This is a genomic window from Leucobacter iarius (assembly GCF_039530105.1).
GTDB lineage: Bacteria > Actinomycetota > Actinomycetes > Actinomycetales > Microbacteriaceae > Leucobacter > Leucobacter iarius.
Genome location: NZ_BAAAOB010000001.1, coordinates 747,734 through 763,357, shown reverse-complemented (window position 1 = coordinate 763,357; position 15,624 = coordinate 747,734). Strand labels below are relative to the sequence as shown.

13 protein-coding genes are annotated in these 15,624 nt (G+C 71.6%); 6 read left to right on the top strand and 7 right to left on the bottom strand.

The window, feature by feature from the left end:
* Positions 1-6: 6 nt before the first annotated feature.
* Positions 7-543, bottom strand: a complete 537-nt coding sequence (gene purE, locus ABD169_RS03335; RefSeq protein WP_344029278.1) for a 5-(carboxyamino)imidazole ribonucleotide mutase — start codon at positions 541-543, stop codon at positions 7-9.
* A gap of 160 nt (positions 544-703) precedes the next feature.
* Between purE and ABD169_RS03330 the strand changes: the two genes are divergently transcribed.
* Positions 704-1,591 carry an FHA domain-containing protein gene (locus ABD169_RS03330; protein ID WP_344029275.1) on the top strand — a complete coding sequence of 296 codons (888 nt, stop codon included), beginning with the start codon at positions 704-706 and terminating at the stop codon, positions 1,589-1,591.
* Between the two features lie 53 nt (positions 1,592-1,644).
* Here ABD169_RS03330 and ABD169_RS03325 read toward each other — a convergent pair whose 3' ends face one another.
* Complete coding sequence (locus ABD169_RS03325; RefSeq protein ID WP_425560942.1) at positions 1,645-2,808, bottom strand: 5-(carboxyamino)imidazole ribonucleotide synthase; 1,164 nt, start codon at positions 2,806-2,808, stop codon at positions 1,645-1,647.
* A gap of 224 nt (positions 2,809-3,032) precedes the next feature.
* Here ABD169_RS03325 and ABD169_RS03320 point away from each other — a divergent pair, with 224 nt between their 5' ends.
* Both ABD169_RS03320 and ABD169_RS03315 read left to right on the top strand, forming a co-directional pair.
* On the top strand, positions 3,033-4,685 hold the full coding sequence (locus tag ABD169_RS03320; protein ID WP_344029271.1) for a DHA2 family efflux MFS transporter permease subunit: 1,653 nt from the start codon (positions 3,033-3,035) through the stop codon (positions 4,683-4,685).
* Between the two features lie 9 nt (positions 4,686-4,694).
* The gene (locus ABD169_RS03315) at positions 4,695-5,282 is read left to right on the top strand and encodes a MarR family winged helix-turn-helix transcriptional regulator (RefSeq protein ID WP_344029269.1); all 588 of its coding nucleotides are present in this window, start codon (positions 4,695-4,697) and stop codon (positions 5,280-5,282) included.
* A gap of 64 nt (positions 5,283-5,346) precedes the next feature.
* Here the strand turns inward: ABD169_RS03315 and ABD169_RS03310 are convergent, their stop codons facing one another.
* Positions 5,347-7,575, bottom strand: a complete 2,229-nt coding sequence (locus tag ABD169_RS03310; protein WP_344029266.1) for a cell wall-binding repeat-containing protein — start codon at positions 7,573-7,575, stop codon at positions 5,347-5,349.
* Between the two features lie 100 nt (positions 7,576-7,675).
* Between ABD169_RS03310 and ABD169_RS03305 the strand changes: the two genes are divergently transcribed.
* Both ABD169_RS03305 and ABD169_RS03300 read left to right on the top strand, forming a co-directional pair.
* Positions 7,676-8,443, top strand: coding sequence for a hypothetical protein (locus tag ABD169_RS03305; RefSeq protein WP_344029262.1), 768 nt, complete (start codon positions 7,676-7,678; stop codon positions 8,441-8,443).
* Entirely contained in the window at positions 8,433-9,221 is a 789-nt protein-coding gene (locus tag ABD169_RS03300; RefSeq protein ID WP_344029259.1) for a hypothetical protein, read from the top strand. Before ABD169_RS03305 ends, ABD169_RS03300 begins: the two co-directional genes overlap by 11 nt.
* Here ABD169_RS03300 and ABD169_RS03295 read toward each other — a convergent pair.
* Both ABD169_RS03295 and ABD169_RS03290 read right to left on the bottom strand, forming a co-directional pair.
* Complete coding sequence (locus tag ABD169_RS03295) at positions 9,218-10,333, bottom strand: glycerate kinase (RefSeq protein ID WP_344029256.1); 1,116 nt, start codon at positions 10,331-10,333, stop codon at positions 9,218-9,220. The two genes, ABD169_RS03300 and ABD169_RS03295, sit on opposite strands and share 4 nt — an antisense overlap.
* A 61-nt stretch (positions 10,334-10,394) precedes the next feature.
* Complete coding sequence (locus tag ABD169_RS03290; RefSeq protein ID WP_099722764.1) at positions 10,395-11,570, bottom strand: acetyl-CoA C-acyltransferase; 1,176 nt, start codon at positions 11,568-11,570, stop codon at positions 10,395-10,397.
* A 333-nt stretch (positions 11,571-11,903) separates the two neighbouring features.
* Here ABD169_RS03290 and ABD169_RS03285 point away from each other — a divergent pair, with 333 nt between their 5' ends.
* Positions 11,904-13,229 (top strand): D-alanyl-D-alanine carboxypeptidase family protein, encoded by a 1,326-nt coding sequence (locus tag ABD169_RS03285; RefSeq protein WP_344029249.1) that lies wholly within the window; start codon positions 11,904-11,906, stop codon positions 13,227-13,229.
* A gap of 145 nt (positions 13,230-13,374) precedes the next feature.
* Here ABD169_RS03285 and ABD169_RS03280 read toward each other — a convergent pair whose 3' ends face one another.
* On the bottom strand, positions 13,375-14,727 hold the full coding sequence (locus ABD169_RS03280; RefSeq protein ID WP_344029246.1) for a M20/M25/M40 family metallo-hydrolase: 1,353 nt from the start codon (positions 14,725-14,727) through the stop codon (positions 13,375-13,377).
* 66 nt (positions 14,728-14,793) lie between these two features.
* The gene (locus ABD169_RS03275) at positions 14,794-15,501 is read right to left on the bottom strand and encodes a TetR/AcrR family transcriptional regulator (protein WP_046454483.1); all 708 of its coding nucleotides are present in this window, start codon (positions 15,499-15,501) and stop codon (positions 14,794-14,796) included.
* Positions 15,502-15,624 lie beyond the last annotated feature (123 nt).

Sequence of the window (15,624 nt, the reverse complement as noted above, 5' to 3'; positions counted from 1 at the left end):
AGACCGCTACTCGGCAGCCGGAGCCGCGGCTTCGGCGGCGACGCGCGCCCGCAGCGCGGTGTTCTTCTGCTCCACCTGCGCCTCGAGGTCCGCCGCGTAGGCGTCGAGCTGCGCCGCCACCGCGGGATCGCTCGCGCCGAGGATGCGCGCGGCGAGCAGGCCCGCGTTCTTGGCGCCGCCGATGCTGACGGTGGCGACCGGGATCCCGCCGGGCATCTGCACGATCGAGAGCAGCGAGTCGAGCCCGTCGAGCTTGGCGAGCGGCACGGGGACGCCGATCACGGGCAGCGTGGTCATCGAGGCCACCATGCCGGGCAGGTGCGCGGCACCGCCGGCGCCCGCGATGATGGCGCGCAGGCCGCGCCCCGCGGCGGATCGGGCGTACTCGACCATCTTGTCGGGCGTGCGATGCGCGCTGACCACCTCGACCTCGTGCGCGATGCCGAACTCGCGCAGCACGGCCACGGCGTCCGCCATGACGGAGTAGTCGGAGTCGGAGCCCATGATGACGCCGACCAGGGGCTGCACGCGCTCACCAGTCATGTCGCCTATCGTAGCGATGCCGAAGCCCGCATCGTGCAGCGGGAACCCGCTGGGATTCCGCCGTTTGCGGTTCGCTCGCGCGGCTGCCTATGCTGAGGGCGCCCGCGCGGCGGGCGACGAGCGGAGCCGCCCCTCGGGCCGGCGGATCGAGGGAGACCGGATGAGCGCAGCAGAACCCGCGCCGCCCGGCGCGCCCGTTCCGCAGGATCCCCGCCTGCGCCAGGTTCCCCCGCCGCGGTTCAGCGAACCGGCCGACAGCACCGTGCCGCTCGTGCTGCCCGGGCCGCCCATCTCGGTCGTGCTCGGCCCGGCACCGCGGAAGGGTGCCGCCGCGGCCGCTCCCGAACGCGCGGAGGCCCCGGTTCCGGCGCCTGCGCCCGCGCCCGAAGCTGCGCCCGTTCCCGTGGCGGAGCCCGAACCGACACCTCGCACGTCCGTTCCGACGCCCGAACCCCCGCCCGCGCCGCCCGCCGTCGAGACCGCGATCGAGCCGACCACGGTGCCCGCGGCGCCCGAGGTGCCCGCGGCCCCCGCACACGCGCCGGCGCCGGCGCCGGCAGCACCAGCCGTGCCCGCGACACCGGCCGTGCCCGCGGCACCGGCAAGGCCCGCAGCACCAGTACCGCGCCCGGTCTCCGAGCTCGCGCTCGACGATGACGACCTAGAGCTGACCATCGTCGTCCCCCGCGGGGCGCTCCTCACCGACTGGAACCTCGTCGACCGCGACGGGACCGCGTTCCGGCTGCATCGCAGCAACGTACTCGGGCGCAGGCCCTCCGGGGCCGGCGCACCCGAGCACGCGCAGCTGGTGCTGCTCTCGGATCCCGATCGGGTGCTGTCGCGCACCCACGCCCTGCTCGAGGTCATCGACGACGAGGTCTGGGTCACCGATCTGCACTCCACGAACGGGAGCGCGGTGCGCGAGCCCGGGCAGCCCGCCCGGCGCCTCGAACCGGGCACGCGCGTGCGCGTGCTGCTCGGCAGCGTGCTGAGCTTCGGCGGACGCGCGGTCTCGTTCGCGTACGACGGGCACGGCCGCCGGGCCTAGCCCGAGCCGGCGGTTCCTCGTCCGCCGGAGCGCCCGGTTCGCGCGGCCGATCCCTAGTCGAACATGCGCGCGGCTGCGACCGCTTCGGCGCGCACGGCGGCGAGGTCGTCGCCGGTGACGGTGACGTGGCCGACCTTGCGGCCGGGGCGCGGCTGCTTGTCGTAGCTGTGGATCTTGGCCGCGGGGTGCGCGGCGAGCACCTCGGCGTAGCGGACCGGCATGGGGCCCTCGGCGGGGCCGCCGAGCACGTTCACCATGACGGCGGCGGGCCGGGTCATCGAGGTATCGCCGAGGGGCAGGTCGGCGACGGCGCGCAGGTGCTGCTCGAACTGGCTCGTGACGGATCCCTCGATCGAGAAGTGCCCGGAGTTGTGAGGGCGCATCGCGAGCTCGTTGACGAGCACACGGCCGTCACGGGTCTCGAACATCTCGACGGCGAGCACGCCGGTGACGCCGACGCCCTCGGCGACCGTGATGCCGATGCGGGCGGCCTCGTCGAGGGTCGCCGGGTCGGCGACGGGGGCCGGCGCGAGCACCTCGGCGCAGACGCCGTCGCGCTGGATCGTCTCGACGACGGGCCACGCGCGGGTCTCGCCGGAGGGCCGGCGGGCGACGAGCTGCGACAGCTCGCGGGTGAAGTCGACCAGTTCTTCGACGAGCAGCTGCCCGCCGCGACCGTCTTCCGCGAGGGCGGCGAACCAGTCGCGCACCTCGCTCGCGTGGGAGACGACGCGGACGCCCTTGCCGTCGTAGCCGCCGCGGGCGGTCTTGACGACGGCGCGGCCGCCGTGGGCGTCGATGAAGCCCTGCAGCGCGGCCTCGTCGGCGACCGCGGCCCAGGCGGGCACGGGGACGCCGAGCTCGCCGAGCTTCTGCCGCATGAGGATCTTGTCCTGGGCGAACTGGAGCGCGTCGGGGCGCGGGTGCACGGCGACGCCGCGGGCCTCGAGCTCCCGCAGGATCTCGCCGGGCACGTGCTCGTGATCGAAGGTGATCACGTCGACGGTCTCGGCGAAGGAGGTCACCGTTTCGGGGTCGCGGTAGTCGCCGACCCGGTCGGCGGCGCGCTCCGCGCTCGATCCCTCGTTCTCGGCGAGCACGCTGATGCGCAGGCCGAGGTGGATCGCGGGCGGCACCATCATGCGGGCGAGCTGCCCGCCGCCGATGACGCCGATGCGGATGCTGCCGATCTCTTCGATGCTGCTCACCCGATCCATTTTGCCAGGCGGCGACGCGCCGCGCGGCACCAACAATGGTTGACGGCAGACAACGAATCACATATAGTTGCATTCCGTCAACGATTTGCGGCCCCGATTGCGGGGCCGATCCCCCATCTCCGCATGCCGGCACGACCGCGCCCGATCCCACCGGATCCCGCCGCCGGGCGCCCCGCACGCGCACCGCACGAACCGATCAGCAGAACAGGATCCCAGCACTCCAGATGTCCAGCACGGCAGCACCCTCCACGCCCACCGCCCCCGCTCGGGGCGCCTCCGCGAACGACGAGGTCCTGCACGGCCGCGCCAAGGCCTGGGCCCTCACCGGCCTGTTCCTCAGCATGGCCGTCTCGATGCTCTCGATGACGGTGGTCGGCACCTCGATGCCGATCATCATCGCCGACCTCGGCGGCGACCAGGCGGCATTCACCTGGGTGGTCACCGCCACCATGCTCGCGAGCGCCATCTCGACGCCGATCTGGGGGAAGCTCGCCGACCTCACCAGCAAGAAGGTGCTGCTGCAGGCGTCGCTGATCATCTTCACTCTCGGCTCCGCCCTCGCCGGTACCGCCGAGGGGCCGGGCTGGCTCATCGCGTTCCGCGTGCTGCAGGGTCTCGGCGCCGGCGGCCTCGGCGCGCTCGGCCAGATCGTGCTCGCCGAGATCATCAGCCCGCGGGAGCGCGGCAAGTACATGGGCATCATGGGCGCGATCATGGCTGTCTCGACCGTCGGCGGACCGCTCCTCGGCGGCGCGATCACCGACTCGATCGGCTGGCGCTGGAACTTCACCGTCGCCGTCCCCATCGCCGTCGTCGCGATCATCGTGCTGCAGCGCACCCTGCACCTCCACACCGCCCGCCGCAAGGTGAAGATCGACTACCTCGGCGCGTCGCTCATCTCGATCGGCTTCGCGAGCCTCCTCATCTGGGTCACGCTCGGCGGTACCCAGTTCGACTGGTGGTCCTGGCAGACCGCGCTCATGGTCGGCGGCGGCATCGCGCTGCTCATCGCGGCCGTGATCGTCGAGCTCAAGGTCGAGGAGCCCCTGATCCCGCTCGGCCTGTTCAAGAACCGCACCTTCACGATGGCCGTCATCGCGAGCCTCGCCGTGGGCCTGGCCATGTTCGGCACCTCGGTGTTCCTCGGCCAGTACATGCAGCTCGCCCGCGGCAAGACCCCGACCGAGTCGGGCCTGCTCACCATCCCGATGATGGCCGGCCTGCTCATCGCGTCGACGCTCGTCGGCCAGATCATCTCGCGCACCGGCAAGTGGAAGCGCTACATGGTGGTGGGATCCTTCCTGCTGCTCGCCGGCCTGCTCCTGCTCGGCCAGCTGCGCTACGACACCTCGCTCTGGTACGTGGGCGTCTCGATGTTCGTGCTCGGCGCCGGCGTCGGCATGTGCATGCAGAACCTCGTGCTCGTCGTGCAGAACACCGTCTCGCCCGACCAGATCGGCGTCTCGAGCTCGGCCGTCACCTTCTTCCGCACCATCGGCGGCACCGCCGGAATGTCGGCGCTCGGCGCCATGCTCTCGCACCAGATCGTCGACTTCGTGAAGGACGGCCTCGCCGCGCTCGCGAAGACCGATCCCGCCGCGCTGGCCGGAGCCGACAAGCTCGCCGGCGGCACGATCCCCAAGGTCGCCGAGCTGCCCGGCCCGATCCGCACCGTGGTCGAAGCCGCGTACGGCCACGGCATCGGCGACGTGTTCCTCGCCGCCTCCCCCATCGCCATCGTCGCGATCGTCGCGATCATGCTCCTGCCGAACCTGCCCCTGAGCAGCAAGAGCGCCGCCCAGCAGCGCTCCGAACTTGCTGCGAAGAACGCCGCGGACGAGGCCGAGCACGCGGACCTCGCAGCAACCGGACGTTAGGCTCGAATCATGCAGGATCAGCGGGATGCGGACGAGGTCGCCGGCGACGGCGCGACCCCGGAGGGCGTCGCGCCCGGCGGCATCGACGGCGGTGTGCTCGACAGCCGCATCGCCGAGATCATCGCCGAGTTCTCGGAGGTGTTCGCCTACGCCCGCACCCGCTGGGCCCGGTTCGCCGAGGAGGTGCATCCGGAGCTCAAGGGCGTCGGCATGATCGTGCTGCAGTTCATCGTGAAGAAGGGGCCCGTCACGGCGACCCGCATCGCGCAGATGCTCGACATGGACAAGGCGATGGTCAGCCGCCAGGTGTCGAAGCTCCGCGATCTCGGCATGATCGACGCGGAGCCCGCCCCCGAGGATCGCCGCGTCGTGCTCCTCACCGCCAGCACGAGCGCCGTCGAACTGCTCGACGGGCTGCGCGACCGCTGGGCGCACGGGTACCACGAGCGGTTCCGGGGCTGGACCCTGGAGGAGCTCGAGGTGATGCGCGACGGCCTGCACCGCTTCAACGCGACCGCCGACCTCTCGATGCCCGACGGCCCCGCTGCGCGCTGCGTGCGCGAGCAGGGTGAAACCGCGGGAGCGGAAGCGTCGTAGAGAACGGGGTGGGCCCTGGCCGCCACGAAGGAACGACCTGGGCCCACCCGCTACTCAGCAGTGATCAGCAGGCCTGACCCTGGCGGATCGCCTCAGCGAGCAGCGCGGCCCCACCCAGCAGGTACACGCTGGTCGGCTTGATCGCCGCCTGCACCGACGTGATGCTTCCCAGCACGCAGGTCTTCCCCGAGAGGATCAGCGGAGCCTTGTTCCGGCCCGCGACCGCGGCCCCTGCGAGCGCGTCCGGGAAATCGAGACCGGACGCCAGATACATGCGCCCGCCCTTCGTGTGGTGATCATTCGCGATCAGCACCGACGTGTTGTACCGATCCGATCCCGCATACCGCTTCACCGTCCGGCCGGATGCAACGCTCGACTGAATTCCGGAGGAGACAATCGCGGTCCCACCCGAGATGTAGACGTTCTTCACGGCAGCAGCCGTGAGATAGCTCTTCACCTCGGCCGATGCGGCAGACGCCGCGCCCGGCACGAGCACGACCGGAGCACCCAGCTTGCCCGCGGCAGCACCGGCCGAGAGCGCATCCGGGTAGTCGGCACCCGTCGCGATGAACGCGAAACCGGTCGCCGCGAAACCGTACTTCGCGATCGCGAGCGAGGTCGCATACCGATCGGCTCCCGAGAGACGCACGACCGACCCGCCGGACGTCACGAGCCCCTTCAGCGACGTCTCGACAGCGGCAGAAACAGCCCCGGTGCCGCCGGCGATGATGATCTTCGAGGGCTTCAACCGTTGAATCTCGGCCTTCGTTGCCGTGGAGAGAACGGTCGGAGTGGTCAGCAGGAGCGGACCGCCGACCTTGGCAGCGAGCGGAGCCGCGGACAGCGCGTCGGGGAACTCTCCGCCGGTCGCAACGACGAGGGTCGACACCTTGGAAGCGTCGGGGGAGCCGTGCTTGGAGATCGCGACCGCAGTCGCATACCGGTCCGCGCCCGACAGTCGGGCATATGCAGTGCGGGCGCGATACTTCGAAATAGTCGGAGCCATGGCCGAGAAGCTTCGCGCGTTGTTCGCGTTCGCCGCCCCGGACTTCAGCCCCTTGTAGCCGATGAAATCGACGTTCGGGTTGGAGAACTGCAGCTTCCTCGGGCAGTACGTATTGTCACAGTCGTACGCCATGATATCTCGGGCCTTACCCGGGACCTGGAATCCGTAGCTGTAGGAGAACGGGATGTTGTCGATCGTGGCGTGGGCACGATCGTGGTTCCCGCCGAGGTTGTGGCCGATTTCGTGGGCGAGGGTGTGCGAGCCACACCGTGTGTCGAAGGAGGAGACACTGAACGCATACTCGGAGGCGCCGCCTGCACTGGGTCTCCATGCCCAACCGCAATAGCCTCCTACCACCTTGGGAACGACGAGTGCGGCCAGGTCCGCACCGAGCGCTTCGCGCTGGTTCTTCAGTAGGGCGAGGCTACCCGTGCCTGCTTGTAGCATCTTCAGGTCATTTCTCATGTCTTTCGCGTCTTGGGCATGACTCACGGGGATGACCGAGACCAGGTTGAGGCGCACGTTGGCCTTCGACGTCGCGAGGGCGGTGTTCGTCTCGGTGACCCGCTGCTTGATCGTGGTCACCGTCTTCGACCCCATCGATTTCTCGTACCCGACCACCAGGTCAACCTGCGGGACCGCGGCTGCCGGGTCCGGCTCGGGGACGGACTCGGGTTCGGGCTCTGTCGCGGGGTTCTCGGTGGGCGGCACGACACCATCGGGCACCAGCGCATCGTCGCCATGGCCCACAGGATCGCTGATGTTCTCGTCGATCTCGTCGATTCGTGCGACGCCGGCCGCCTGCTGCTCGATCGTGACGCGCGGCTCGGCGCCACGGTCGATACCTCCGACGAGGGAGTAGTTCCCCGCCGCATCGGAGACGAAGGTGAACGCGGCGGACGCCGTCAGCCCTCCGCCCTCGACGTGGGTGCCCATCACTTCGACGGTGGGCCGCGAATCGATCCCCTCGGCGTCGAGCGTGACCGCGACCTCGGTGACATCGATCGTCAGTTGCTGTTCGTCGAAGAGCGTGAGCTTCAGGTCGCCCGCCTTCGGGACGATCGTGCGCGCGCCGGGCGCCGCGGACGCGAGCGACTTCGCAGTCGCGACCGCGTTGACGGCTGCGTTCGCGTCGAGCGCGACGGTCCGGCTCCGCAGGGAGCCCTCGGGGACTTCGCCCGGTAGGGAGCGGCCGAGTCGCGTCTCAGTGGCGAACCAGTCGCCGGCAGAGTCACCCTCGGCGGCGCCCGCAGAGGAGATCGGGACGACCAGCAAGGTCGTGGTCATCGCGGCCGCCGCAAGCAGTGGACCCGCGGTTCTTCGCAGAGATCTCATTATTTACCCTTACCTGTTACCGCCTATCGGTAATCTTCGCTAACCTTGGCACATGCCGAGTTCGAGTTTCAAGCGCCCGCTACCGCGGGGGTGCATCGCCCTGTCGACACTCGCGGTCAGCGGGATCGCCGCCCTGACTCTGCCGTTCGGCGCGCCCGCACTCGCCGAGGAGGGCACACCCACACCCAGAGCGGAAGCCTCTCAAACAGCCCCGATGACCACGCCGGGGCCAACCGACGCCCCGTCCCGCCTCGAAGCAGAACCCGCGGAGGAAGAGCTCCCCGAGGAAGAAGTCATCGGACACCTGACCGTCACGCCCATGCAGGCCTACCCCGGTGAGAAAGTGCGCGTCACCGGGCAATGCAAAATCTGGGGACACGGACCCACCGATGTTTGGCTCTGGCTCAGCGACCCTTATGTTGAGGCGAGCTTCAGCACCGTTGCATTCGATGAGGCCACTGGCGAATTCGATACCGAAGTGACGCTGTCAAAAGCCGCTCCTCCCGGAAAATATCGAATGCCCTGGATGTGTTCCGTGGATGATCAGGTCTTCGCCGGCAGCGATGTCGACCCGATCTTCACCGTCCTCGGGACCACCACGCCCCCGCCGCAGAAGCCCCCCACGACCTCCGTGCCACCGCCCACGTCACCGAACGGCGGCACGAACACAGCACCGAGCACTTCCGGCACCCCCGAGGAGCTCGCCCAGACCGGCGCCCCCGCAGGCCCCGAAGCCCTCGCCTTCCTGACGGGCCTCCTGACCATCGGCGGCATCAGCACCGCCCGCGCCGCCCGCCGGAGGCCACGCAATGGCGCATAAGACTCACCCGCGAGCCCGCACGACCCGCGCTCTCCTGACCATCAGCGGGATCGCCGCGCTCGCCCTCTCGTTCGGCACGCCCGCACTCGCCGAGGACGGCGCACCCGCCCCCAGAGCGGAAGCCCCGCAAACAGCCCCGGCAACCACGCCGGGACCAACCGACGCACCGTCCCGCCTCGAAGCAGAACCCGCGGAGGAAGAGCTCCCCGAGGAAGAAGTCATCGGACACCTGACCGTCACCCCCTTGCAGGCCTACCCCGGTGAGAAAGTGCGCGTCACCGGACAATGCAAAATCTGGGGACACGGACCCACCGATGTTTGGCTGGCGCTGTTTGACCAAGCGTATAAACGTAATGGTTCTGAATTCAGTCCCGTTAAGTTCGACGAAGACACGGGAGTGTTCGACACGGAAGTGACGCTCTCGAAGTCCAGCGTGCCCGGCAAGTACAGCTTGGCCTGGATGTGTTCCGTTGACGATCAGGTCTTCGCCGGCAGCGATGTCGACCCGATCTTCACCGTCCTGGGAACCACAGCGCCCCCGACGAAACAGCCGCCGACCACTTCTCCGCCGCCACTGGATGACGAGACTGGCTTCAATCTCATCGATCCAACCGAGCACCCGACCGCGGCCGCACCCGCAGAACTTGCGGAAACAGGGAACGACGAACCGCGCTGGGCGCTCCCGCTCGCAGCAGGGGCGCTTGCCCTCGGCGGTGCGGGCTTCGTCGCCTACTCCCGCCACCCGGGCAGAGCAGAACGCCGCGAAAGCGCAGCCTAGTCGCCCGCGCCTCGTCGCCCGTTCCGGCGGGCGGCGAGGTCGGCGCCCGCCGCGCGCAGCCAGCGATCCGGCTCGGCGAGCGAGCGCTCCGCGCTGCCCGCGAGCTCGGTGAGCGACACAGCGGCGGCAAAGCCCTGGAGCGGGGCGTCCGCCGCGATCCGGCCGGCCACGAGCGCGACGGGAACGCCCGCCGCTCGGGCGAGCGCGGCCACGTGGCTCGGCGCCTTGCCGGCGGCCGACTGGCCGTCGAACGCGCCCTCGCCCGTGATCACCAGGTCCGCGCCCGCGATCGCTTCGGCGAGCCCGATCAGTCCGGCCACCTCCGCGGCGCCCGGGAGCAGCTCCGCGCCCAGCACCACCAGGGCACCGCCGACCCCGCCGGCCGCGCCAGTGCCGGGAGTCGCGGGATCGAGGCCGCAGAGCATCGCCAACCGGCCCATCGCCGCATCGACCCGGGCGCGCACGACCGGATCGACGAGTCCCTTCTGCGGGCCGAAGACCTCAGCCGCTCCGCGCGGGCCCGTCATCGGGTTCGAGACGTCGGTGAGCACGCGGGTCTCGGGCAGTTCGCGGATCCCGCCGAGGTCGACGCGCTCGAGATCGAGCAGGCCGCGCGCGCCGGCCGCGATCGGTGCGCCCGCGCGATCCAGCAGCCGCGCGCCGAGCGCCGTCAGCACGCCCGCGCCGCCGTCCGTGGAGGCGCTCGAACCGATGCCGAGCACGAGGCGCGAGACCCCGTGGTCGAGCGCCGCCGCGATCGCCGCGCCGAACGCCTCGGTGCCGGCGTCGAACGGTCGCCCGGTGCCCACGCGCTCGATCCCGCAGGTGGCGGCGAGTTCGACGACCGCGGTGCCGCGGGGTGCGCCCGGTTCCGGCGGCAGCAGCAGCCAGAACGGATCGCCGGAACGCCCGGCGCCGAGCGGCATGCGGGCCGCGTCCGGGCGGGCGGCGGCGAAGGCCGCCAGCGTGCCCTCACCGCCGTCGGCCATGGGCCGCGGGATCAGCCGGGCGTCGGGGTCGACGCTCGCCCAGCCGTCGGCGAGGGCCGCGGCCGCGTCCGCCGCGGAGATCGTGCCCTTCAGGCTGTCCGGTGCGATGACGACGCGCGTCATGCGGCCTCCCCTCGGATCCGATCCTCGTGCGGCGGGCGCAGGACGCGCCCGCGAACTCCGCTCAGACCGCGCGCAGGATCACGGCGCTGCCCTGACCGCCGCCGCCGCAGATGCCGATCGCGCCGAGGGTGCCGGGACCGGCCTCGGCGAGCTGGCGGGCGAGGGTGCCGACGAGGCGGGCGCCCGATGCGCCGATGGGGTGGCCGAGCGCGATCGCGCCGCCGTGCGGGTTGACGACGTCGCCGCTGATGCCGAGCTCCTTCGTCGACTGCAGTCCGACCGAGGCGAAGGCCTCATTGATCTCGACGACCGCGAGGTCCTGCGCGGTCGCGCCACCGGCGACCTTCGCGAGCGCCGCGGTGATCGCGCGCGACGGCTGCGAGTGCAGCTGGGTGTCGGGGCCGGCCACGAGCGCGGTCGCCTCGACGCGCGCCAGCGGCGTGACGCCGAGCCGCTCGGCAGCGGCCTCGCTCACGAGCACGAGCGCCGCGGCGCCGTCGGTGATCGGCGACGCGTTGCCGGCGGTGATCCCGCCGTCCTTCGCGAACGAGGGCCGCAGGCCGGCGAGCACCTCGACGGTGGTGTCGGCGCGGATCCCGTCGTCGGCCGAGACGACGGTGTCGCCGCGGCGCGAGGTCACGGTGAACGGCGCGATCTCGCCCGCGAAGAACTCGGCCGACGCCGCAGCGCGGCGGTGCGAGGTCGCCGCGAAGGCGTCCTGCTCCGCGCGGCCGATGCCGAGCGGCACGTTGCCCTGCTCGGTGAGGGCGCCCATCGCGACCTGATCGAACGCGTCCGACAGTCCGTCGTGCTCGGTCGTGTCGATGAGCTGCGCGGTGCCGTACTTGGTGCCCGCGCGCAGCGGGATGACGTGGGGCGCGAGCGACATCGACTCCTGGCCGACCGCGAGCACGACCTCGGCCTCGCCCGCGGCGATGAGGCGCGCCGCCTGCGACACGGCCTCGGCGCCCGAGAGGCAGACGGCGTTCAGCGTGATCGCGGGCGTCTCGAGCGGGATCCCCGCGCCGACCGCGGTCTGGCGGGCGGGGTTCTGGCCCGCCCCGGCCTGCAGCACCTGCCCGGCGACGACCGCGTCGACGTCCTCGGGGCGGATGCCGGCGCGCTCGAGCGCAGCGGTCGCGGCGTGCGCGCCGAGCACAGTCGCGGGCTGCGCGGCGAGCTGCCCGGTGAAGCGGGTGAACGGGGTGCGGGCGTACCCGGCGATGAGCGCGTTCATGCGTGTGTCTCCTCGAAGGTTCGAGTGCGGCGGTGCGAACGCTCCGCCGCCTGCACAGCATCCTGCCCCATCGGGCCGCGAGTCGCCCGGCCCACTCTGCACCGCCGAGCATCGCCCCACCGTGCACTTCTACAACCCCGGTCCCCCGGGGGAACCCGAGGGACCCCCGGGCCCGCAATGTCCCCCGTCGAGTGAACGCTTGTACACGAAATGAGACGCCTTTTCATGTACAAGCGTTCACTCGACGGGGCGGGGGGGGGGGGGGGGGGGGGGGGGGGGGGGGGGGGAGACGGGGCGAGGACAGGGGCGGGGAGCCGCAATAGGCTGGATCGCATGCCAGACGCGTCCACCGAACCCGCGGCGTCCTCCCCGGCGGCTCGCCCCGCTATAGCCCCTACGGGGACCCCCGCTGCGCGCCCGGGCTCGCGGCGCGGGCTGAGGATCGGCCTCGGCGTCACGCTCGCGGCCGTGCTCGCCGGCGGATACGTCGCCGCGTGCGCGCTCGCGCCCCTCCCCGACCTGGAGCCGCGGCTCACGGTCGACGCCGAGCAGACCTTCCGCCCGGATCCCGAGATCAGCGCGCAGCGCACGGTGAACCAGCAGTCGAAGCCGACCGCACTCGGCTGGGTGGGCGATTCCGGTGCCTGGACCAACGATTTCGACACCCCGCGCCAGATCGCGAGCATCACCAAGCTCGTCACGGTGCTCGTCTGCCTCGATGCGAAACCGGTGGAGGCCGGCTCGGACGGGCCGAGCTATGCCCTCACCGAGCGCGACGCCGAGATCCGCCGCACGGTGCTCGAATCCGACGGCGTCGTCGCGGACGTCCCCGTGGGGCGCAAGCTCACCACGCGGCAGTTCATCGAACTCGCGCTGCTCCCCTCGGCCAACAACTACGCGATCGGCTATGCGGAACGGGTGTTCGGATCGAACACCGGGTTCCAGAAGGCCGCGAGCGAGTGGGCCGCGAAGCACGAGCTGAAGACCCTCCGGATCTCGGAACCGAGCGGTCTCTCGGAGAAGAACGTCGCGAGCGCGGTCGACCTCGTCGAGGTCGGGCGCCTCGCGCTCGCCGATCCGCTCGTCGCCGAGGTCGTGGCCGAGCCCTGGGCAGATATCCCCGGCATCGGGCCGATCATGAACTCCAATCCGTTGATCGGCGATGCGAACGTGGTCGGGCTCAAGACGGGAACCCTCAGCAGCGTCGGTTACAACCTGCTCGCCGCGCGCAAGGATCGCGTGGGCGATCGGGACGTCGTCTCCATCGCGGTGGTGCTCGGCCGCCCCGACCGCTCGGCTCGGACGCGGGACACGCGCGCGGTGCTGCGCGACGCCCCGAAGGCGATCGACGAGGTCGCGCTGGTCGAAGCCGATGCGAAGGTCGGCACCGTGCGCACCTGGCAGGGCGAAGTCGTCGAGCTGCGCACGACGCGGGCCGCCTCAGCGGTCCTCCTGCCCGACGAGACCGCATCGCGGCACGTACGACTCGGTGCGCTCGGCGCCGGCGAGGCCGGACGCGCGGCCGGCGTGATCCGCACGGAGGCCCCGGGCGGCAAATCGATGGTTCCGGTGGTCACCGCTCGGGCGATCGAGCGCCCCGATCTGTGGTGGCGCGTGACCCACCCGGCGACGGCGTTCGAGGGGTACTTCGGGGGCTGATCCGCGCGCCGTCGGCTGTCCGGCTTCGTGTTCGGCAGGAGATTCGGCGAACGAAGGACGCCGCGCCCCGGAAGGATCCTTCTGAAGCCGGATCCCCTTCGCGAGGCCGGGACCCGGGCGCCGAACCTCGGCAGGCCCCGGCCGGCTAGCCCGCGGCCGGCCGCGCCCCGACCCGCTCCGCGACGATCCGGCGCAGCGCGCCGAGCGCGAGCCCGATCGATTCGACGTCGATGCGCTCGTCGTGCCCGTGCACGCCGTCGCGGTAGCGCTCGTAGCTCCACTCGGGGCCGAGCAGCCCGAAGCCGTACGACGGGATCCCGAGCTCGCGGAAGTGCCGCGCGTCCGATCCGCCGGCGGCCGCGATCGGCACGACGGGAGCGCCCGAGACCTCGCGGATCGCCCGTTCGAGCGCGCCGTACAGCGGTTCCTCGGTCGAGGAGCCGGTCGCCGCCCAGCCGCGCAGCGGCGAGATCTCGACCCGGTCGGCGAGGTCGCCGAGCATGGTGCGCAGCAGTTCGTCGACGTCGGCGTCGCTCGTGCCGGGCAGGGTGCGGATGTCGAGGTCGATGGTGCCGACGGCCGGGATCACGTTGTGGGCGTCGCCGGCGCGCAGCACGGTCGGAGAGATCGTGACGCGCGAGACGGCGTGCGCGTACCCGGCGATGCGCCCGAGCTCGGGCAGCGCGGCGTCGAGGCGCACGGGGTCGAGCAGCCGCTCGGCGAGATCCGGATCCGCGACGCGGGCGCCGACGAAGGCCGACCAGAGCGGCCCGAGCTGGATCGCGGGCGCGACCTCCCGCAGGCGGTGCAGCACCTCGCCGATCCCGTACGCCGCGCTCGTCGCGCCGTAGGGGATCGAGGCGTGGCCGGGCACGCCGCTCAGGGTGAGCCGACGACTGGCGGAGCCCTTCTCGGCGACGCCGACGGCGACGTGCGCGCCCATGCGCTGTCCGCCGGATTCCGAGAGCAGCTCGGTGACGCGCACCGCGGACGCGTGCTCGCGCAGCAGCCACTTCACGCCGTACTCGCCGCCGGCCTCCTCGTCGGCGACGGCCAGCAGCACCAGGTCGCCGCGGGGACGCTCGGGAGCGAGCGCCACCTCGCGCAGGATCACGGCGAAGGACGCCGTGAGGTAGAGCATGTCGACGGCGCCGCGGCCCCAGATCTCACCGTCGACGAGTTCGCCGCCGAAGGGATCCCGCTGCCAGCCGTCCGGGTCCGCGGGGACCACGTCGAGGTGGCCGAGCAGGCCGAGCGCGGGGGCGTCGGGGTCGGTGCCGCGCACGCGCGCGATGAGGGAGGCGCGCCCGGGGGCGGACTCGAACACCTGGAGGTCGAGCGCTCCGGCGCGCACGGCGTCGTCGAGGTAGCGCTGGAGCACGCGGACGCTGCGGATCTCCTGCCCGGAGTCGGCGGCGCCGGTGTTGACGCACGCCTCGCGGATCATAGACCGGAGCAGCGCGACCGCGTCTTCGAGACTGTTCTCCGACCGGTCCATGCGCGCTCCTTCACCGTGCTCGCGGCCGGATCCCGGTCGCCGCACCAGCCTATCGCCGCGCCGAGCTCAGCGATCGGCCTCCGCGTGCTCGATCCCCTGGCGCTCCACGGAGTCGAGCAGGGCGGCGATGCCGGCGCGGTAGACGTCCATACCGCTCAGCGCGAAGAGCGCGTCGCGGTTGGCGTCGAGGAGCGGGTAGTCGGGCAGGTGCGCGGAGCCGAAGGAGGTGATCCAAGGCTCGGATCCGGCCTCCTCTTCACCGCCGCGCATGACCTCGTGCGCCATGGCTGCGCTGAACGAGAGAGCGAACCCCGAAACCGCGGCGTAGGCGCGCACGAGCGCGCCGCCTTCGAGGCCGGCCTCGTGGAGGACTTCGAGCAGGAACTCGACGGCGGCCGCGTCGCCGGGGCCCGCGGGGTCGATGACGGCGCCTTCGGCGCCGAGCGCGGGGTAGGTGAGGTAGAGCTCGGCGGTGGCGAGCAGGTGCGCCTCGAGGCGCGCGCGCCACCCGCCGGGGACCGCCTGCCCGGCCTCGACGGAGAGTCGGTTGAGTCGGTCGAGGGCGGCCTGGGTCATGGCCTCGCGGTTGCGGAAGTGCCGGTACATGGCGGTGGCGTCGACGCCGAGCTCCTCGCCGATGCGCTTGAAGGTGAGCCGCTCGTGCGGTTCGCGGCGCGCGAGTTCGAGCAGCGCGTCGACGATGCGCTCGGGATCCAGGCGCACGCGCCGCGATCCCGAACCGCGGGCGCCTGCTTCGCCGGCTTCGCTCGCCATCTGATCCCTCTCGTTCGCGGGGCGCACGTCGTCTTCGCGCGTCGGTCCCGGGTATCGATTCAATCACGACAGCGTCACACGCCGTCAATTCCGATGTCAATGGCATTGACACGACCGGTGACA